General features: G+C 71.3%; 14 protein-coding genes and 1 pseudogene. 8 read left to right on the plus strand and 7 right to left on the minus strand.

Translation table 11 applies throughout. The annotated features are described in order from the left end of the window. Positions 1–46 precede the first annotated feature (46 nt). Complete coding sequence (locus ACFE6Z_RS01275; RefSeq protein ID WP_375383880.1) at positions 47–817, plus strand: general stress protein; 771 nt, start codon at positions 47–49, stop codon at positions 815–817. Between the two features lie 4 nt (positions 818–821). Then, positions 822–1,490, plus strand: coding sequence for an alpha/beta family hydrolase (locus ACFE6Z_RS01280; RefSeq protein ID WP_375384628.1), 669 nt, complete (start codon positions 822–824; stop codon positions 1,488–1,490). Positions 1,491–1,505: 15 nt separating this feature from the next. Here ACFE6Z_RS01280 and ACFE6Z_RS01285 read toward each other — a convergent pair. The 3 genes and pseudogenes from ACFE6Z_RS01285 to ACFE6Z_RS01295 all read right to left on the minus strand — a co-directional run bounded on the left by ACFE6Z_RS01285 (position 1,506) and on the right by ACFE6Z_RS01295 (position 5,855). Next, a pseudogene (locus ACFE6Z_RS01285) lies at positions 1,506–3,315 on the minus strand (gamma-glutamyltransferase family protein). 17 nt (positions 3,316–3,332) lie between these two features. Beyond that, entirely contained in the window at positions 3,333–4,778 is a 1,446-nt protein-coding gene (locus tag ACFE6Z_RS01290) for an aminopeptidase P family protein (protein WP_375383881.1), read from the minus strand. Between the two features lie 57 nt (positions 4,779–4,835). Next, positions 4,836–5,855 carry an endonuclease/exonuclease/phosphatase family protein gene (locus ACFE6Z_RS01295; protein ID WP_375383882.1) on the minus strand — a complete coding sequence of 340 codons (1,020 nt, stop codon included), beginning with the start codon at positions 5,853–5,855 and terminating at the stop codon, positions 4,836–4,838. A gap of 109 nt (positions 5,856–5,964) precedes the next feature. Here ACFE6Z_RS01295 and ACFE6Z_RS01300 point away from each other — a divergent pair, with 109 nt between their 5' ends. Together ACFE6Z_RS01300 and ACFE6Z_RS01305 are read left to right on the plus strand one after the other, a co-directional pair. Next, positions 5,965–6,828, plus strand: a complete 864-nt coding sequence (locus ACFE6Z_RS01300) for a PHP domain-containing protein (protein WP_375383883.1) — start codon at positions 5,965–5,967, stop codon at positions 6,826–6,828. Positions 6,829–6,881: 53 nt separating this feature from the next. Further along, on the plus strand, positions 6,882–7,772 hold the full coding sequence (locus ACFE6Z_RS01305; protein ID WP_375383884.1) for a DUF817 domain-containing protein: 891 nt from the start codon (positions 6,882–6,884) through the stop codon (positions 7,770–7,772). 48 nt (positions 7,773–7,820) lie between these two features. Here the strand turns inward: ACFE6Z_RS01305 and ACFE6Z_RS01310 are convergent, their stop codons facing one another. After that, positions 7,821–9,353, minus strand: coding sequence for a DEAD/DEAH box helicase (locus tag ACFE6Z_RS01310; protein WP_375383885.1), 1,533 nt, complete (start codon positions 9,351–9,353; stop codon positions 7,821–7,823). A 198-nt stretch (positions 9,354–9,551) separates the two neighbouring features. Here ACFE6Z_RS01310 and ACFE6Z_RS01315 point away from each other — a divergent pair, with 198 nt between their 5' ends. Next, on the plus strand, positions 9,552–10,265 hold the full coding sequence (locus tag ACFE6Z_RS01315; protein ID WP_375383886.1) for a ferritin-like fold-containing protein: 714 nt from the start codon (positions 9,552–9,554) through the stop codon (positions 10,263–10,265). A gap of 112 nt (positions 10,266–10,377) precedes the next feature. Continuing rightward, positions 10,378–11,151 carry a hypothetical protein gene (locus tag ACFE6Z_RS01320; protein WP_375383887.1) on the plus strand — a complete coding sequence of 258 codons (774 nt, stop codon included), beginning with the start codon at positions 10,378–10,380 and terminating at the stop codon, positions 11,149–11,151. A gap of 34 nt (positions 11,152–11,185) precedes the next feature. Here the strand turns inward: ACFE6Z_RS01320 and ACFE6Z_RS01325 are convergent, their stop codons facing one another. Together ACFE6Z_RS01325 and ACFE6Z_RS01330 are read right to left on the minus strand one after the other, a co-directional pair. Next, positions 11,186–11,476: a hypothetical protein gene (locus tag ACFE6Z_RS01325; protein WP_375383888.1), complete on the minus strand. Its 291-nt coding sequence runs from the start codon at positions 11,474–11,476 to the stop codon at positions 11,186–11,188. Continuing rightward, positions 11,476–11,700 carry a DUF3107 domain-containing protein gene (locus tag ACFE6Z_RS01330; RefSeq protein ID WP_375383889.1) on the minus strand — a complete coding sequence of 75 codons (225 nt, stop codon included), beginning with the start codon at positions 11,698–11,700 and terminating at the stop codon, positions 11,476–11,478. The genes ACFE6Z_RS01325 and ACFE6Z_RS01330 overlap by 1 nt, the downstream gene beginning before the upstream one ends. Positions 11,701–11,871: 171 nt before the next feature. Here ACFE6Z_RS01330 and ACFE6Z_RS01335 point away from each other — a divergent pair, with 171 nt between their 5' ends. Together ACFE6Z_RS01335 and ACFE6Z_RS01340 are read left to right on the plus strand one after the other, a co-directional pair. Then, entirely contained in the window at positions 11,872–15,027 is a 3,156-nt protein-coding gene (locus tag ACFE6Z_RS01335) for a PD-(D/E)XK nuclease family protein (RefSeq protein ID WP_375383890.1), read from the plus strand. Continuing rightward, positions 15,024–18,350 (plus strand): UvrD-helicase domain-containing protein, encoded by a 3,327-nt coding sequence (locus ACFE6Z_RS01340; RefSeq protein ID WP_375383891.1) that lies wholly within the window; start codon positions 15,024–15,026, stop codon positions 18,348–18,350. Before ACFE6Z_RS01335 ends, ACFE6Z_RS01340 begins: the two co-directional genes overlap by 4 nt. A 31-nt stretch (positions 18,351–18,381) precedes the next feature. Here the strand turns inward: ACFE6Z_RS01340 and ACFE6Z_RS01345 are convergent, their stop codons facing one another. Continuing rightward, the gene (locus tag ACFE6Z_RS01345) at positions 18,382–19,788 is read right to left on the minus strand and encodes a phosphotransferase (RefSeq protein ID WP_375383892.1); all 1,407 of its coding nucleotides are present in this window, start codon (positions 19,786–19,788) and stop codon (positions 18,382–18,384) included. Between the last annotated feature and the right edge of the window lie 60 nt (positions 19,789–19,848).

A 19,848-nucleotide genomic window follows, 5' to 3' on the forward strand; every position in this document is an offset into this window, starting at 1 on the left:
TTTCCGGACAGAAGCGCGCGCCGCGCCGCGTGCGAAGATGGAACGCATGAGCATGATGGGCCCGCGGATTCCGCAGGGGCGTGGCGAGGTCGGTGAGACGATCGCGACGTACCCCACCTACGAAGCCGCGCAGAAGGCCGTCTCCACGCTCATCGCGGGTGAGGTTCCGGCGAAGGACATCGCCATCGTCGGGCAGGGACTGCGGTCGGTGGAGCGCGTCACCGGGCGTCTCGGCTACGCCGCAGCGGCGCGTTCGGGCGCGATCAACGGCGTCCTGCTCGGCCTGTTCTTCTCGGCGATCGTGGTGCTGGGCACTCCATCGGTACCCATCCAGGTCTTCGTCGGAGTGCTCTTCGTCGGCATCGCGATCGGCATGCTCCTGAGCATCGTCACGTACTCGTTCGTCCGCCGGCGCAGAGACTTCGCGTCCGTCATGCAGGTGATCGCCGCCAGTTACGACATCGCCGTGTCGGCGGGGTCGATCCATCGCGCACGTCAGATCCTCGGCGCGCAGAACTCGCCCGAGCAGAACTCGTCCGCGCAGGACACTGCCGCACAGAGCACCTCCGCGCGGGCCCGACCGGCCGTGACGCGACGACCTGCGCCCGCTGCGCCGCCCGTCACCGCTCAGCCCGAAGGCGAAGCGGAGCGCCCGCGGTACGGCGAACGCGTGCCGCAGCACCCCGTGTCTCCCGGCGCGCCTCCCGCGTCCGCTCCGGACGCGCCGGCTCCTGCCGCGCCCGCTGCTGCGCCGGACGCGCCCGCGCCCGACGGGCCCGCGGCGGGGCAGGACGACCAGTCCACGCCCTCCCGCTGAGTCGATCGTGGACGAACGCCTGTCCGTGACGTTGCCCGGCGGCCTCGTCGACGTCTCGGTCGAGGTCGAGGGGCCCGAGAAACCCTGGGCCGTGCTCGGCCTCGCGCACGGGGCGGGCGCCGGGATGCGGCATCCGTTCCTCCTCGGCGTCTCGCGCGGAATGCGGGCGGAGGGGGTGGCGACCGTCCGTTTCACCTTCCCGTACTCCGAGGCAGGACGACGGATGCCGGGACCGGCCGCGCACGCGGTCGCCACGTGGGGTGCCCTCGAGGCCTTCACCCGCGAGCGCGTGCCCGATGCGCCGTTCTGGGCAGCGGGCAAGTCCTACGGCGGGCGCATGGCGTCGATGGCCGCCGCGGAGGGCGTGATCGATCCTGCGGGGCTCGTCTACCTCGGCTACCCGCTGCATCCGCCGGGAAACCCCTCCGCACCCCGTATCGCGCACCTTCCGGCCATCGCCGCTCCGCAGCTGTTCGTGGAGGGGACGAACGACCCGTTCATCGACCCGCACGCCCAGCTCGAGGAGGCGGTCGCGTCGTGCCGAGACGCCCGCATCCACTGGATCGACGGCGGAGGCCACTCGTTCGAGGTGAAGGGACGCCGACGTCCGGCCGACGAGATCGGCGCGGGGCTCGCCCTAGTGATTGCGGCGTTCCTGCGGGAACGCGGCTGAGTCCACGGGGGCGGTTCAGCGACCCGCGGCGTATCCCAGCATCCCCCGCGGGTTGGCGGCCGCCCACAGTAGTCCTCGGTCGTGGTCGATCCCCACCGCCGAGAGGCGCCCCAGAGCCCAGTCGCCGGCGCGCGTGACGGCGTGCCCACGGCTTCTGAGCCCGTCGACCACGTCGTCGCCGATGCGGGCCTCGACGACCACGCCGGCCTGGTCCCACCCACGGGGCCAGAACGAGTCGATCAGCGCGGTCGTGTGGAGGTTCGGCGCGTCGATCGCCTGCTGCGGTGCGTACCCGCCCACGAGCATCCGCACGAGCACCGGAACCTGCCACTGCTCCTGCTGATCGCCACCGGGGGTTCCGAGCGCCATCACCGCCCGACCCTCGCGGAGCACCAGCGTCGGAGTCAGAGTGGTGCGCGGGCGTCGACCGGGCCGCAACGCGGACGGGGATGCCTCATCCAGCCAGGTCGCCTGGAGGCGCGTGCCGAGGCAGAAGCCGAGCGAGGGGATCGTCGGCGAGGACTGCAGCCACCCACCGGAGGAGGTCACGGCGATGATGTTGCCCCACCGGTCGACGACGTCGATGTGGCACGTGTCTCCACGGGTTTCGCCCGATCGCGCCACCGTCGGCTCACCGACTCCTGCGGCAGCCTGCCCGGGCCGGTCGGACACGAGCGGCGGGCGGAACGCCACGCGCCCGCCCACCGCGCCGGGCCGCCAGTCGTGCGATGCACGTGGGCCGATCAGGGCGCGGCGCGCGGCGATGTACGGCGGAGCCAGCAGCTCTGCGACGAGCACATCGCCGTCGTCGGACGCGTCGCCGAAGTACGCGTCGCGGTCGGCGAACGCGAGCTTGAGCGCCTCGACGATGGCGTGCGCCGTGCGCTGTCGACGGGTCTATCGATTCGGTCCCGAGGCCTTCGAGCAGCAGCAGCGTCTGCAGGAGCGCAGGACCCTGCGTCCAGGCGCCCGCTTTGGCCACCGTGTGGCCCCATACTTCGGCCGAGACCGCCGGCTCGTAGCCGGCTTCGAACGCGGCGAAGTCTGCGGGAGCGATCACCCCGGCGTGATCCCGTCCGTCCGAGTGGCGGTGCGGTCGCGCGAGGAATGCGGATGCTTCGTGCGCGACGCGTCCGTGCCGCCAGGCGTTCAGTGCCGCATCGATGCGCGACGCCCGATCGGGGGCATCGCTGGTGGCCGCGACGAGTTCGTCCAGAACGTCGGCGTACGCCGGGTTGCGGATGATCGTGCCCGCGGCGGGAGCGGTGCCCTCCGGCATCCACAGCTGCGCCGACGACGGCCAGGACTCCGTGAACAGGGCGCCCACCCGGCTGATCATCGCGGCAGCGGTGGGCGAGAGCGGGTGACCGCTCCTCGCATAGCCGATCGCGAACGACAGCACCTCGCCCAGCTCCCACGTGCCGTGATCGCGCAGGAGGGTGAGCCACGCGTCGACGGCGCCCGGGACGGCGGCGGCGAGCCCTCCCGCCCCCGGGACGGTCGTGAGTCCCTCGCCGCGGAAGTGCTCGATCGAGGCGCCCGCCGGCGCCGGTCCCTGGCCCATCAGCACCACCGGCGTCGCGGGGTCAGCGGCGGTGGCGAAGATCCCGACCAGGTCGCCGCCCGGGCCGTTCAGGTGCGGCTCGACCACGTGCAGGACGAACCCGCCCGCTACTGCCGCGTCGAAGGCGTTGCCGCCGCGCTCGAGCACGGCCTGCGCGCTCGCCGTCGCCAGCCAGTGGGTCGACGCCGACATCCCGAAGGTGCCCTCGAGGGTCGGGCGGGTGGTGAATTCGGGGGGAGCCGTGAACGTCGGCGGCCGCATGAATACCTTCGCGCTGCTCACTCGGTGCGCAGCCGCGACACCCACGCCTCGACGTCGTCGGCCGTGCGCGGGATGTCGGCCGAGAGGCTCACCGGTCCGTCGACGGTCATCAGGATGTCGTCCTCGATGCGCACGCCGATGCCGCGGAATTCCTCCGGCACGGTGAGGTCGTCGATCTGGAAGTACAGTCCGGGCTCGATCGTGAAGACCATGCCCGCCTCCAGGATGCCGTCGTAGTACATCTCGCGTCGAGCCTGCGCGCAGTCGTGCACGTCGATGCCGAGGTGATGGCTCGTGCCGTGCACCATGTAGCGCCGGTGCTGGCCGCCGAGCTCGCCGTCCAGCGCCTCTTGAGCCGTCACCGGCAGAAGGCCCCATTCGGCGACCCTGGCCGCGATGACGGCCATGGCCGCATCGTGGACCGAGCGGAACCGCACGCCGGGCTGTGCGGCGGCGAAGGCCGCATCGGCCGCCTCGCGGACCGTCTCGTAGACCAGCCGCTGGGTCGCGGTGAACGCGCCGCTCACTGGGATCGTGCGCGTGATGTCGGCGGTGTACAGGCTGTCGACCTCGACCCCGGCGTCCACGAGGATCAGGTCGCCCGCGACCACCGCGCCGTCGTTGCGGGTCCAGTGCAGGTAGCACGCGTGCGGGCCGGACGCGGCGATCGTGTCGTATCCCTCCCAGTTGCCGTCTGCGCGGGCGCGCTGATGGAACACGCCCTCGACGATGCGCTCGCCTCGGGGGTGAGCGATGATGCGCGGCAGATCGCCGACGATGTCATCGAACCCGCGGGCGGTCACCTCGACCGCCAGGCGCAGCTGGGCGATCTCGTAGTCGTCCTTGGTCAGCCGCAGCTCCGAGACGAAGCGGGTCAGATCGGCATCCTCGCCGACCACCAGGTCGCCCTCGCCTGCCTCGAAACCGTCGATGTGCGCGGCGGCCACGCCGAGGTCGGCGGCCACGCCTGCCAGCGCGGGCCGAGGCCCGATCCAGAACTCGCCGATCGAGGCATCGCCGTAGAACTCCGCCGTCGTGCGGTCGGCGCGCTCACGGAAGTAGAGCGTGACGTCATGTCCACCGGCATCGCTCGGGTCGAACACGAGCACCGCACCGGGCTCGGAGTCGGCGGCCCACCCCGTGAGGTGGGCGAAGGCCGAGTGCGGCCGGAAGGGATAATCGGTGTCGTTGCTGCGCACGCGCACCTCACCGGCGGGAACGATCAGGCGCCTGCCGGGGAACGCAGCCGACACGACCTCGCGGCGGGCGGCGGCGAACGGCGCCTGCTCGCGCTGCGGCGGAACGGACTCGGGGCGCTCGGCCCACCCCGTCGAGATCGTGTCGAGGAAGCCCTTCGGGAACGGCTGACGCCGGTTGGTGACGGCATTCGGGTGCACGGGCGTCGCCTCTGCGGGCGCCTCGGTCGTGCTGGTCGCGGTGGTGCTGTCGCCTGAGGTGTTCATGCCCTCATTGTCCCACCCGGCGGGCGGAGCGTGTCGAGACGCTGAACGCGACGGCCCTCAGCCGGCCGGTTCGAGCTGCACGATGAGCGGGCGGTGGTCGCTGCCTGAAGAGTCGAGGTTGCGCAGCACCACGGAGCCGGTGGGCTTCCAGTTCGCCGAGGCCATCACGTGATCGATCGGCGCGCCCAGGAGCGCGGGAAACTTCGTCGACCACGTGCCGACCCCGCCGTTGTTCGTCTCGACGGCGGCATCGTGGCATCGGCCGAGGGCCCCCCCGTCGACCCCGAGCCCGCTCATGTGATCGAGCGTGGCGTTGAAGTCGCCCGCCATGATGACGTCGTCGGCGCCGCACTGATCGGCGAGCCATTGCAGGTCGCTTCGCCAGTCCTGCATATAGCTCTGCCGCGGTGCGACGGCGTGCGCCGCGACGACGGTCGGACCGACGCCCGACGTGGGCATCGCGACCGCGCTGGGCACGGTCGAGGTGTTGCTGGTGCCGTCCTGCGACGATTCGATCACCGAATAGTCGCCCATGCCCGGCGAGATGAGCAGGGTGGTGGATCCGGCATCCCATTCGGTCGACGGGTTGGCAGCGTGATGCGCCCACATCGGATGCCCGAGGTCGCGCATCGCGATCGCCACCTGTTCGCCGGTCTCGATCGTGGTTTCGGGCAGCGTCACGATGTCGGCATCCATCGCCACCGCGATCTGCGCGATCTCCTGCGGCGTCGTGGCGGTACCCGCGGTGTTCCAGGTCATGACGCGGACGCTCGCCTGGGTCTGGGGCGGAAGCGCGTCGGTGCCCATGCCGCGCGTCATGACGATGGCTCCGTTGACACCGCCGGCGATCAAGGCGATGAGCGCCAGCGACAGCGCGAATGCCCGGATCGGCCGGGCGATCGCAAGGAGCAGGGCGATGAGCAGGAATGCTGCGAACGCGAGGGCGACGGGCCCGCGGAACGACACCAGCTGCGCGATCGGGAAGGTGCGCTCGAGGTGGAAGAACTGCGGCCAGGTGAGGATCGCCGCCGCGATCGCGCAGAGCACGGTCGTGAGGATCCCCAGCAGACGCAGCACGCCGCAAATCTATGTCAGCAGCCTGGGAGATCCCGGCGTGCGCCTCCGGTCTCGCGGATCGGGTGGGCGAGGGCGGGGGCCCGGGGAAAGCGGGCGGTACGCTCGTGGGGTGCAGGGGACGCAGCGATTCGCAGGACCGAGCGACCTGCACCTGCACTCCGTGCACTCCGACGGCACCGAGTCGGCCGCCGAGGTCATGGCCGCCGCGCACCGGCACGGCCTGCGCACCGTTGCTCTGACTGACCACGACACGACCTCGGGGTGGGCGGAGGCGGCGGAGGCGACAGCATCCCTCGGGATGACCTTCATCCCCGGCATGGAGCTGTCGGCCAAGTACGAATGGCGCAGCGTCCACGTGCTCGCGTACCTGTTCGACCCGGACGACGCCGCCCTGCGCGCGATGACCGACCGCATCCGCTCGTCGCGGCTCGATCGGGCGCGCACCATGGCGGAGCGCATCTCGCACGATTACGACCTGGACTGGGACGACATCCTCGCGCAGACCTCCGACGGCGCCACGGTCGGGCGGCCGCACATCGCCGACGCGCTGGTGGCGAGGGGGCATGTGCGCGACCGGACGGAGGCGTTCACGACCATCCTGGACTCCGATGGCGACTACTACGTCGCGCTCTACGCGCCCGACCCCGTCACCGCGGTCCGGCTCGTCTCCGAGGCGGGGGGTGTGGCGATCATCGCCCACCCCGCCGGCCGCGCGGGCCTGCTCCCGGGTCCGCTCATGGAGAGGATGCTGGAGGCCGGCCTGGGCGGTTTCGAGCTCGAGCACCGCGAGAACCTGCCAGGCGGGGTGCGGACGCTGCGCAGGCTCTGCGCCGAGCGCGATTTGATCGTGACGGGATCCAGCGACTACCACGGCCTCGGCAAGCCCAACCTGCCGGGCGAGAACACGACGACCGACGACATGGTCGCCCGGCTCATCGCCCAGGCGACAGGGAGCGCCCCCGTCTACGCGTAGACGAGCGCGCTCCCTGCGCGACAGCATCCCTCGGCTCGATTAGCGTTTCGGTGATGCGCCAGTCCACACCCCTCGAGCGCAGAATCGATGCCGCCGCGCACCGATTCCTCGCCGGTGCTCCCGAGACGGGCGTCAAAGCTGCGATCGTCGAGGTCACGGTCTTCGTGCTCAAGCAGGGCTGGGCGTGCATCTTCGGAGCCGCCCTGCTGGCGGTCATCGTCGCCGCACGCCTCTGGTACCCGGACGACGCCGCCCTCGCCCGCAACGACGCCCTCACGCTCGCCGCGATCGCGATCCAGATCATCATGGTCTCGACGCGCCTCGAGACCGGGCGTGAGCTCTGGGTGATCGTGCTGTTCCACCTCACGGGCACCGCGATGGAGCTGTTCAAAACCGACGTCGGCTCGTGGAGCTACGACGCCGAGGGCGTGCTCCGGATCGGAGCGGTGCCCCTGTTCAGCGGGTTCATGTACGCCGCGGTCGGCTCGTACATGGTGCGCGTGTACCGCCTGTTCGACCTCGGCTTCACCCGCTACCCCCGCCGGTGGATCACCGCGATCGTCGCCGCGCTCATCTACGCCAACTTCTTCACGCACCACTGGATCTGGGACCTGCGCTGGGTGCTGCTGCTCATCGTGGTCGTGCTGTGGGCGCGCACGGTCATGTACGCGCGCAACTGGCGGAGGGCGATCAGGATGCCGCTCCCCGCCGCTTTCGCCGGAGTGGCGCTGTTCATCTATCTCGCCGAGAACATCGCCACGTGGGCGGGCGCGTGGGCCTATCCCGATCAGCTCGCCGGCTGGCACCCGGTGTCGATTACCAAGCTCGTGTCGTGGTTCCTGCTGATGATCATCTCGGTCGTGCTCGTGGCGTGGGTGTACCCGCCCCGGCCGCCCGTCCCGCGAGAACAGGAGACCTCACCGGTGCAGGACGAATCGGCGTAGATCGTCCTGCACCGGTGAGATCTCCTGTCGCGGTGCTGCGGGGGAGGGTCAGGCGCCTGCCGGAGCACCGCTCGGGCGCGAGCCGCCGCGGCGACGGCGACGCCTGCGCGGCGCGGCGTTGCCGTCGTGGTGCTCGTTTCCGCCGCCGTCGTGGGTGCCTTCGCCGTCGGCTCCGTCATTGCCGCCGTGTTCGGCGATGACCTCTGTCGTTGTCGTGCCGGCCGTGGCGGGGGCGGGTCCGGTCGATTCGCCGGCCCGGCGCCGGCGACGGCCCGTTCCGTCACGATCCGTCGAGGAGCTGCGATCCGAAGACGAGCGGCGGTCCGAGGAGGAGTGGCGGTCCGAAGAGGAGCTGCGCGCAGCATCCTGGGTCTTGACCGTCTGCGTGCGCGGTGCCGTCGTCAGGCGACCTTTGGTGCCGGCGGGGATGTCGAGGTCGGAGTGCAGGTGCGGGCTCGACGAGTACGTCTCGGTCGGCTCGGGCTGACCGAACTCGAGCGCGCGGTTGATGAGCGCCCACTTGTGCAGATCGTCCCAGTCGACGAACGTCACGGCGATGCCGGTCTTACCTGCGCGGCCCGTGCGGCCCGCGCGGTGCAGATAGGTCTTCTCGTCGTCGGGGATGGTGTGGTTGATCACGTGCGTCACGTCGTCCACGTCGATGCCGCGCGCGGCCACGTCGGTCGCGATCAGCACGTCTTTCTTGCCGGCCTTGAACGCCGCCATCGAGCGCTCTCGCGCCTCCTGGCTCATGTCGCCGTGCACCGATGCGGTGTTGAAGCCGCGGTCGCCGAGCTCGTCGGAGAGGCGCTGCGCCGCACGCTTGGTGCGCGTGAAGATCACGGTCTTGCCGCGGCCCTCGGCCTGCAGGATGCGGGCGATGACCTCGTCCTTGTCGAGCGAGTGCGCCCGGTAGACGAGGTGGCGGATGTTCGCCTGGGTCAGGCCCTCGTCGGGGTCGGTGGCCCGGATATGGATCGGGTTCGTCATGAAGCGACGGGCCAGCGCCACGATCGGGCCGGGCATCGTCGCAGAGAACAGCTGGGTGTGGCGGATAGCCGGCACCTTCTGGAAGATCTTCTCGATGTCGGGGAGGAAGCCGAGGTCGAGCATCTTGTCTGCCTCGTCGAGCACGACCTCGGTCGCGTGCGACAGGTCGAGCAGGCGCTGGTTGTTCAGGTCGATGAGGCGCCCGGGGGTGCCGACGACGATCTGCGCACCGGCCCTGAGCTGCTCGATCTGACCCTCGTAGGCCTTGCCGCCGTAGATCGCCACGACGCTTGTGCTGCGGCCCGAGGTGAGCATGTCGATGTCTTCATAGACCTGTACGCACAGCTCGCGGGTGGGAACGACGATGAGCGCCTTGACGCCGTGCTCGGGGTTGGGTCCGAGACGCTGGACGACGGGGATGCCGAACCCGAAGGTCTTGCCCGTTCCGGTCTTGGCCTGGCCGATGATGTCCTGGCCGGGCATGCCCAGCGGAATCGTCTGCTCCTGGATGGGAAAGGCATCCACGATGCCCTTGCTGGCGAGGACATCGACGATGTCCTGATCGACGCCGAGTTCGACGAAGGTCGTCACGATATGAGCCTGTCTGGCGGTGAGATGCCGCCGGGGTGAGTGTTCCACGCCCTTCACTCATCCACAGGCGCGGGGGCCCGATCCGATGCCGGGACACCCCCACGATACCGGGATTTGCGTGGATCGCCGGATTGACGGCATGCGCACCAGGGCACGGGATGCCGGGGCGCGAGGCGCTCGACGGCTAGGCTGTGGCGCGTGGTGAAGTGGTTCTGGCAGCGCCGCCCCGCGGACCGGGTGCTCAGTCTGCGCTCACGGGGCGATCAGAGCGATGCCACCCGCGTCGACTTCGCCGAGCTCGCGCCCGAGGTCGATACCTTCCTCGGTCAGGCCGCCTACCTGCAGCTGGGCTACTTCGAGACGCTGAGCGAACTGATCGCATCGACGCCCGAGCTGGCCGAGAAGGAATCCCTCTCGCGCGCGGCGGGTGCCGCGCTCACCAAGCACGAGGCGCTCATCGCCCTCATCCGGGAACGCGGCGACGATCCGACCTCGCTCATGCTTCCGTTCCGCGAGCCGCTGGACGCGTTCCGGCGTGCGACGCACGGGAATCGCCCCCAGGAGACGATGCTGTCGGTGCACATCACGGCGGGCATGCTCGACGACTTCTATCTGTCGCTCTCGGCCAGCTACGGCGACACCGGGCGCAAGGTGGCCCGCATTCTGCACGCCGACGACGATCGGCAGGCGATCGTCGACATCATCGGGGCGACCATCGGCAGCGACCCGCAATGGCGTGCGCTGCTCGCACTGTGGGGGAGACGCCTGGTGGGCGACACACTCCTGATCGCACGCGCCGCGCTGCGGCCGTCCACGCTCCAGGTCGCCGACGAGAAGAAGGTCGAGCCCGTCTTCACCGCGCTGATGTCGGCCCACTCGCGCCGTATGGACGCGATGGGTCTCGCGGCGTGATCAGGGGCGCGACGTAGGCATGAGCGCGGTGATGAGGGCGCGGAGAGCGGCTCTCGCGGCGGGTGCGCTGCTCATCCTGGCCCTCGCCGGCTGTGCGCCGACGGCTCCTCCCGTGCCTGCGCCCACCGGGGTGACCGTGTCGATCGTGCAGGACCGCCTCTACATCGCGAAAGGCGAGGCCTCGATCGTGATCGAGAACGCCGGCTCGGACGCGATCTCGCTGACGAACGCCTCGTACTCGACCCCGAGCCTTTCCGGCGCGGTCGCCTGGTCGGGGGAGCTCACCATCCCCGCCGGCTCGCACCGATCGGTCACCTTCCCGATCCCGAGCACCGATTGCGCCGGAGATGCCGCCGCGACCGGCACGGCGCAGATCGGTTTCGCCACCGCCGACGGTGCGGCGTCGGCGGAGTACCCGGTGGCCGACCCGTACGGCTTCCTCGGCAGACATCAGGCGGCGGAATGCTTCGCGCAGCAGCTCGATGCGACAGCATCCGTTCACATCACCGACGTCACGACCCGCACGACGGATGCCGGGCTCATCGCCGTGCTCACGGTCACCGCGACCGTGCAGGGCGAAGAGGCGATCCGACTCGATTCGGTCAAGAGCACGACGCTGCTCCAGCCGGCGGGCGGCGGCTGGACGTGGGAGCCGGCGACCACGGTCGAACCGGGGCGCACGGCGACGGTGCTGCTGGAGGCGGTGCCTGCCAGGTGCGATCTGCACGCGATCGCCGAAGACAAGGTCGGGACCCGCTTCGACACGACGGCCGAGATCCTCGGAGACCCCGCGGTCACCGGCACGCTCACGCTCGTGGCGACCGACGCGCAACGCGGTGCGCTGTTCGACTACGTGGTCGCCGCGTGCGGAGCGCCTGCGCCCTGATCGGGCCCAGCAGCGCTATCGGCCACTTGCAGTGCTAGGAGATGCGCAGTCTGGCGCGCTCGCGGTCGTCGTGCGTCGTGCGGACGCCGGCGAGCACACGCAGCACCGGGTACACGATCGGGAAGGGCGCGATGAGGGAAACGAGCCAGATCCACGGGTTGTCGATGCCGACTCCCGCCCACGTGAACAGGAGCCAGACGGCTCCGCCCACGATCGCGCCGATGATCGGGCCCAGCGCGACGCCGCGGGTCTCGCGACCGGGCGCCGCATAGTGCGCGCCGATGCCGAGCACTGCTCCGGCGATGAGGGCGAGGAGGATCTGCATCAGGCGACGAAACCGACGCGGCGCGACTCCTCGGTGCCGAGTTCGATGTACGCGAGACCGGTCGTGGGCACGATGTACGAGTTGCCCTTGGTGTCGGTGAACGTGACGTGCGTGGCGCTGGCGTCGAGTGCGGTCGCGACCGACTTCTTGACGGCGTCTGCCGGCTCGCTCGTCTCGAAGCTGAGCTCACGGCCGGTGTTCGCGATGCCGATGCGGATCTCCACGGGTGACTGCCTTTCTGCCCTCCAGGCGAGGACCGAGGGCTCGGATCTGCCTGGCGCATTGGCAACTCTACGACACGGCGATGAGGCGTCAGGTCGTACCCTGAACGCTCTCGGCGAACGCCCCTACCGAGCCGCGGGAGCGGTGTCGTCGCGTCGCGATAGCGTGGCCGGATGATCGATCCACCGGCGACCGCGGGCGCGGGTCCGCAGCCGGACCGGCTCGACGACGACCAGCGCGCGATCATCGCGCTGCCCCCGCACGCGTCGGCCGTCGTGGCGGGAGCGCCGGGGACGGGCAAGACCGAGACGCTCGTCGCCCGCGTGGCGGCGCTCGCCGCAGCCGGTGTCGATCCCGACGCGATCCTCGTGCTGACGCCCTCGCGCCAGACCGCGACGGCCCTGCGCGACCGCCTCGCCCTCGTGGTCGGCCGGGCCACGAGCGGCCCCATCGCCCGCTCGGTGTCATCGTTCGCGTTTCAGCTGGTCCGGGCCGCGGAGGTCTTCCGCGGGGGCGAGCCGCCGCAGCTGCTCACCGGCGGCGATGAGGATCAGCTCGTGCAGGACATGTTGGACGGGGATGCCGAGGACGAACGGTCAGGGCGATCACGGTGGCCGCAGTGGTTGGGCCCGAGCATCCGCTCCACCCGCGGATTCCGCACCGATGTCCGCACCTTCCTCAGCGAGTGCACGACACTGGGGATCGAACCCGCACGGCTGGCGGAACTCGGGCGCGCCCACGAGCTGGAGGCCTGGGTGTCGCTGGCGTCGTTCTCCTCCGAGTACCTCCGCGTGCGCGCCGACATGCGCGGCGCGCATCGCGATGCGGCAGGGCTCGTCCGCGAGGCGGTGGGCGTCCTCCGTACGGCGGCGCCCGGCGATGCGCCCGAGCTCGGAGGCGCCGCACGACTCGAGGCGATCCTCGTCGACGACGCGCAGGAGCTGACGCTCGGCGGCGTCGAGCTGATCGAGGCCTGCGTGGCCCGCGGCGTCGCGGTGATGGCTTTCGGCGATCCCGACGTCGGTTCGGGCGCCTTCCGCGGCGCGACCCCCGAGAACTTCGCGCGGCTCGCGCGGCGGCTGGGGGCTCCGCTCGTGCTCGCCACCCCCCATCGCGGCACGCCCGGCCAGATCGACCTCGTGCGCACGATCACCGAGCGCATCGGCGCCGTCGGCGTCGTCGCCCACCGCCGTGCACCGTCGGGCGAGGCGCCGGACGGATCGGTGCGCACCCTGACACTGCGCTCGGCCTCGGAAGAGTTCGACGCGATCGCGCGGCTGCTGCGCGAACGTCACGTGCACGACGGCGTGCCGTGGGGCAGGCTCGCGGTGATCGCCCACGACACCCGTCAGGTGGCGGCGCTGGAGGCGGAGCTGGCCGCACGTGAGGTGCCCGCGCGCGCGAGCGGCCCAGGCCGCGCGCTCGGCGTGCTGCGCCCGGTGCGCGACCTGCTGCGCCTCGTCGAGCTGGCGACGCGGGATGCTGCGACCTGGACCCCGGACGAACTCTCCGACGCGCTGCTCGGCGCATACGGCGGCCTCGACCCGATCGAGCTGCGCCGCCTGCGCACGGCGATGCGGCACGCCGAGCTGACCGCCGGCGGCGAACGCCCGGGCACCGAGCTGCTCGGCTCGGCGCTCGCGCAGCCGCTCGAATTCGACCTGGTCGACACACGCGAAGCGCGCCGAGCGGCGCGGATCGCCCGCACGCTGTCGATGCTGCGGGAGGCGCATGCCGCGGGCGCGACGATCCACGAGCTGCTCTGGACGGCGTGGCACCAGAGCAGGCTCGAGAGGGCGTGGAGCGAGGCAGCCCGCGGCGGCGGCCCGCTCGCCGAGCAGGCCGGTCGCGACCTCGACGCGGTCGTCGCGCTGTTCGAGGCGGCGAAGCGGTTCGTCGAGCGCGGGCGCGACGCCGACCCTCGGGCGTTCCTCCGGGGCATCCTCGACAGCGATGTCGCCGAAGACCGCCTGGCCGCCCCGCCGCCGACCGAATCGGTGCGCATCCTCACCCCTGCGGGGGCCCTCGGTGCCGAGTTCGACACCGTCGTGGTCTCGGGCGTCCAGGACGGGATCTGGCCGAACACGCGGCTGCGCGGGAGTCTGCTCGACACGTGGCGGCTCGCGGATGCTGCGGCCCGCGACGATGCGGCGGCCCCCGGCATCCTGGATCGACGTCGCTCCGCGATGCACGACGAGCTGCGGCTGTTCGTCCGCGCGGCGTCGCGTGCACAGGAGCGGCTCATAGTGACCGCCGTGGACGATGACGACACGGGGCCGAGCGTGTTCTTCGAGTTCCTGCCGACGCCCGAGCGCGCCTCACGTGCGATGGAGCATCCCCTCTCGCTGCGCGGGCTCGTGGCGCTGCACCGCCGCGCGCTGACCGACCCCGCGAACGCGCGCGGCCGCGACGGCTCTCCTACGCGTGCGGCCGGTCAGCTCGCCCTTCTCGCCGACGCACAGGTTCCGGGCGCCGATCCTGCGCAGTGGTACGGCGTGCGTGCTCCGACATCCGAAGCGCCCCTGCGCGATCTCGCTCACGAAGACGTCAGAGTGTCGCCTTCGCGGCTGCACACGCTGGAGGAGTGCGAGCTCAACTGGGTGATCGGCGACCTCGGCGGCGATCCGGGGGGCACGACCGCGGGCATCGGGACGATCATCCACGCGGCGCTCGAACACGCCGACGGCTCCGAAGAGGAGAGCCTGTGGCGGATCGTCGAAGACCGCTGGGGAGAGTTGTCGTTCGAGGCCGAGTGGCGTGACCGCGCCGAGCGCACGCGTGCCCGGGATCTGGTGCGCCGCCTGCACCTGTACCTGCGTCGTTTCGATGACGTCGGCGGTCGCCTGATCGGCGCGGAGCCGCACTTCGAGGTCGCGATCCCGGTCGACGACGAAGAGGCGTTCGCCCACGGCGTTGTGCTCTCGGGCTACATCGACCGGGTCGAGCTCACCCCCGAGGGCACCGTGGTGATCGTGGATCTGAAGACGGGCAAGCACGAGCCGCAGACCGACGCGAAAGTGATCGACAACCCTCAGCTCGCCGCATATCAGCTGGCGTTCGAGGCGGGCGCCATCCCGGAGGCGGTCGGGCATCCACCCGGCGGGGCGCAGCTGCTGGTGCTCCGCCCCACCTCACGCGCCGACTACGTGACACCGCGACAGCCCCCGTTCGACGACGAGCGCCGCGCGGCATTCCTCGGGCGCATCCAGTCCGCGGTCGCGGTGATGCGCGGCACGAGCTTCGAGGCGCCGTACGAGGAGCACTGCCGCGACGAGCACTCGTACGGGCTCTGCCGCATCCACACGATCGCGGCGGTGAGCGCGTCGTGACACCGTCCCTCTCGGCTGCCGCGATTGCGGCGGCCCTCGGTCAGTTCGCGCCGACCGCCGAGCAGACCGCCGTGATCGAAGCCCCCCTCGAGCCCGCCCTGGTCGTGGCGGGTGCGGGCAGCGGCAAGACCGAGACGATGGCCGCGCGCGTCGTGTGGCTCGTCGCGAACGGCATCGTCCGGCGCGACGAGGTGCTCGGCCTCACCTTCACCCGGAAAGCAGCGGGAGAGCTCGCCGAACGCGTGCAGAAGCGGCTCGGACGCCTGGCGGAGTTCGAGCGGCGGGGCCTGCTCCCCTCCCTCCCCGCTCTGCACGAGGCGGGGGCGCTCGAGATCTTCGGTCAGATCGAGCGCGACGATTCCTCCAGCGGCGCCGGCAAAGACGCGGCGCGGCACGCCGCGCTCGAACGGCTGGCCTCGTTCGATCGAGGCCCGATGGAGGATGCGGGGGATGCTGCGGCATCCGACGCGCTCCTGCACCGCCCGACCATCTCGACGTACAACAGCTTCGCCGACGGGATCGTGCGCGAGCACGCGGTACGCATCGGCTGGGATCCGGAGGCGGCGATCCTCTCCGAGTCGGCGGCGTGGTTGCTCATGCGCCGGGTGGTCTTGGGTTCTGATGACGCCAGACTCGAGGGCCGGGTCGAGGCGGTGCGCAGCATCATCGACGGAGCCCTACGGATCGCCCGTGACAGCGTCGACAACCTCGTATCGCTGGACGAGCTCATCGCGTTCCCCGAGCGATTCGCCGACGTCGTGGAGCGCCCGTCGACGAGGAAGGGCACGGTCGTCTACGCCGACGTCGCCGAGGCGGCCGAGAAGGTCGGCGCGCTGCCACTCCTGGGCGAACTGGCCCGCACCTACGCGGCACAGAAGCGGCGACTGGGCGTGCTCGACTTCGCCGACCAGGTCGCCGGTGCGCTCGAGGTCGTGCGCAGCCACCCGTCGGTCGGCGAAGAGCTCCGGTCGCGGTATCGCGTCGTGCTCCTCGACGAATACCAGGACACATCGGTGTCGCAGACCGACCTGCTCGCAGCCCTCTTCGCCGGCACCGCGGTGATGGCGGTCGGTGATCCGCACCAGGCGATCTACGGCTGGCGGGGGGCCAGTGCAGGCAACCTCGGCGGTTTCGCGGCCGCGTTCTCGCCCGACCGGCCGTCGGCCACGTACACGCTGCTGACGAGCTGGCGCAACAGCGCGCGCGTGTTGCAGGCGGCGAACGCGGTGCTGGAGCCGCTGGCAGCGTCCGCGAGCATCCCGGTGGGGGCGCTGCGCGCGCGTCCGCAGGCACCCACGGGCGACGTGGAGGTCAGGTTCGACACCGATCTGGATGCGGAGGCCGACCGGGTCGCGGAATGGTTCGCGCGCGTCCGGTCCGAACGCGCGGCGGGCGGCTCGCGGACGACCGGAGCAGTGCTGTTCCGCAGCAAGAAGCACATGGTGCGGTTCGGCGACGCACTCGGGCGCCGAGGCATCCCGCACCGGATCCTCGGTCTCGGCGGACTGCTGTCCACACCCGAGGTGGTCGATGTCGTCTCGGCGCTGCGGGTGATCAGCGATCCATCGGCGGGGTCGGCGCTGATCCGCCTGCTCGCCGGCCCGCGGTGGTCGATCGGGCTTGCCGACCTGCGGGTGCTCGCCGAGCTCGCGCGCCGCATCGCGCGGCACGACTCGGCCTTGGCCCCCCTCGCCCCGGAGGTGGCCGAGCGGGTGCGCTCCGGTGCCGGCGACGACAGCGCGTCACTGGTCGACGCCCTCGATTTCGTGCTGCGCCACCCGGCGGACCACGGCTGGCTCGAGCCGTTCACGCCCGAAGCCCGCGAGCGGCTGCGAGACGCGGCATCCGTGTTCGCAGGTCTCCGGCAGGCGAGCGGTCTGCCGGTGCCCGAACTGGTCCGGCTCATCGAGCTCGAGCTGCGGCTCGACGTAGAGCTCGCGGCGAACGAGGCCCGCGGGCCGGCGCGCATCGCGTCGGCCCAGCTGCGGGCGTTCGTCGACGAGCTGCACGCCTTCCTCGCCGCGGACGAGTCGGGCTCACTGTCGAGCCTGCTCGCCTGGCTCGACCATGCCGAGCAGCTCGACGAGTTCGCCCCCCGCACCGAGCCGCCCGAGGACGACGTCGTGCAGCTGCTCACGATCCACGGGTCGAAGGGACTCGAATGGGATGCGGTGGCCGTCGTCCGCCTCGTGAAGGACGAGCTGCCCAGCGCGCCGCGCGACAGCCGGGGCTGGCTGCACTTCGGAGTCCTGCCGTACGCCTTCCGCGGGGATGCGCAGTGGCTGCCGCGGCTCGGGTGGGAGCGAGAGGTCGCGCCGACCCAGCAGGACCTGCGCGCGGCGATCGACGAGTTCATCCTCGCCAACCGTGCGCGCCAGCTCGAAGAAGACCGACGCCTCGCGTACGTGGCGGTCACCCGCGCCCGCGACCACCTGCTGCTGACCGGTTCGCCCTGGTCGGGCACGAAGCGCCCCCGCGATCGCAGCGTGTTCCTCGATGAGATGGCGACCGCGCTGGCGGTCGAACTTCCCGTCGATGAGCCCGGAGACAACCCCTATCTGGGTGAGCGAAGGCTGCTGAGCTGGCCGATCGATCCGCTCGGCTCCCGCCGCCCGGCGGTGACGCGCGCGGCCGAGGCCGTGCGCGCTGCCGAACGCGCCCCCCGGGTCGCTGCCGAGACCGATCTGGCGCTGCTGCTGGCCGAACGGGCGGCACGGCGCGCGCCCGCGGCAGGCAGAGCGCCCACCCGTATCCCGGCGTCACGGTACAAGGAGTTCGTCTCGGATTACGCCGGCACGGTGGCGGCCATCGAGCGCCCGCTTCCCGAGCGGCCCTACCGGCAGACCAGGCTCGGTACGCTCTTCCACGCCTGGGTGGAAAACCGATCGGGAATGGTGGGGACGGGCGGCTCGCTCGATGACGCCCTGTGGGAGAGCGATGAGTCACCGCTCCCCGAGGGAGCCGCGGAGGACGCGGCCGATCTTGCCCGCCTGCAGCAGATCTTCGAACGGTCGGAGTGGGCGGCCCTGCGTCCCATCGAGGTCGAGACCGAGATCGACTTCGCCGTCACCGACCTGGACGGCCTGCCGCACGTCATCATCTGCAAGCTCGACGCCGTCTACCGTCGGGCCGACCGCGGCGACCGGATCGAGATCGTCGACTGGAAGACCGGTCGGCCCCCGACGAATGCGGCGGAGCGCGAGGCACGGATGCTGCAACTCGAGCTGTACCGTTGCGCCTACCACGCGAAGCACGGTGTTCCGGTCGACGAGATCGATGTCGCGCTCTACTACGTGGCCGACGACCTCATCCTGCGGGGCTGACCCGAGACCCGGGACTTCGGCCCGATCGAGGTCAGGACTGCTCGGCGGTCCAGCGGCGCAGTGCCGACTCGGCGGATCGGTCGTTGTCGGCCTGCACGTCGTCGTCATTCGAGTCGGGAACGGGTGCCGCGGGTACCTCACCAGAGCGTCCCCGAGCGGCCGGAGTCGCGTCCCAGCCGGTCGTCGAGGCCCACGTCGCGATATCGACCGGCAGCGGCTCGATCGGCGCGGTGGACGAATCCTCCGGGCGGGATGCCGGAGCATCACCCGCCGGGAAGGGGCGGTCGTCCGCAGCCCCGGCTTCGACATCGCCCCTCGAGTCCGACGAGAATCTCGAGTCCGACTCCGTGCCTCCCAGTGCGCCGGTGTCGCCCTCCGTGGTGATCCAGAGCGAGAGTTCCTCGGGGTCGTAGGTGTCGGTCTGCATCGAGATATCGCCCGGCGCCGGCGCTGCGTCGGGCACGCGGTCCAGGAGCGCGATCGCGCCGTCGACGCCGAGCGCGGCATCCGTGACCAGATCGTCGTCGAGCACGCCCTCCGACAGCGCCGTCAGCAGCGCCACCGCATCGTCGATGATCTCGGTGCGGCCGATCTCGTCGCCGTGCACGAGCCACTTGGCGAATTCGAGCTCGGCATACAGCCGTGCCCGTTCGCGCAGGAGCGCGTCGGGCGCGTGCCGGGTGTGCAGCGCGTAGGCGTCGTACACGTCCTCTGCGGCGGTCGGTGCGGAGGCGAGCCACTGCAGGTCGATCGCGGGATCGCCGACCGACAAGTTGTGCCACTCGAGCACTCCGGTCACGGTCGGTGCATCGGCCACGTCTTCGAAGAGGAAGGATGCTGCGCCGGCCCCGCCCAGCACGACCGCCGACTCGAACCGCCAGAGCCCGTCGGTCTCGATCGCCTGCCGCCAGCGGGCGATCAGGCTCGCGGGAACCCGCCTGGTCGCCGCGGCGCGATCCACGAGCCGCGCCGCGTCGTCGCGGATCTGCTGCGGCGTACGGACCGGGAGCCCCTCGGTGCGGACGATCGAGAGCGGCAGGCCATGCAGGGCGGCCAGAGCCTCGCCGATCGACGTGGCCGCGCCACGGCCCGGGGGAACATGCGGCGCATCGACGCGATAGCCGGGAAGGAAGTCGACCACGACCGCCCGGGCGTTGTTCAGCGCCGCCTCGCCGAGCACTTCGGGTGCACGGAACGGCAGCAGGCCCCGGACGCCGGGGGTGAGGGCACGGAGGGCCCGCACCTCTGCGGCGAGCTCGACGGCGACGTCGGCGTCGACCGGTGCGCGCACCACGACACGGCGTCCGTCGTCGAGTTGGGCCACAGCGGAGTCGTAGCGTCCCGCGGCGTTCTCGGTCAGCATCCCGACACTCACGACCCCGGCCCTCGGCAGAGCCGAAGCGACCGACGCGGCTAGAGTGAGAGGTGAGCGTGCCATGAGCCCAGGGTAGGTCGGGTGTGCCCGAGCGGCCCCGCGCCACGCCCGCCTGTCGACCAA

Source organism: uncultured Microbacterium sp. (assembly GCF_964244775.1).
Classification (GTDB): Bacteria; Actinomycetota; Actinomycetes; order Actinomycetales; family Microbacteriaceae; genus Microbacterium.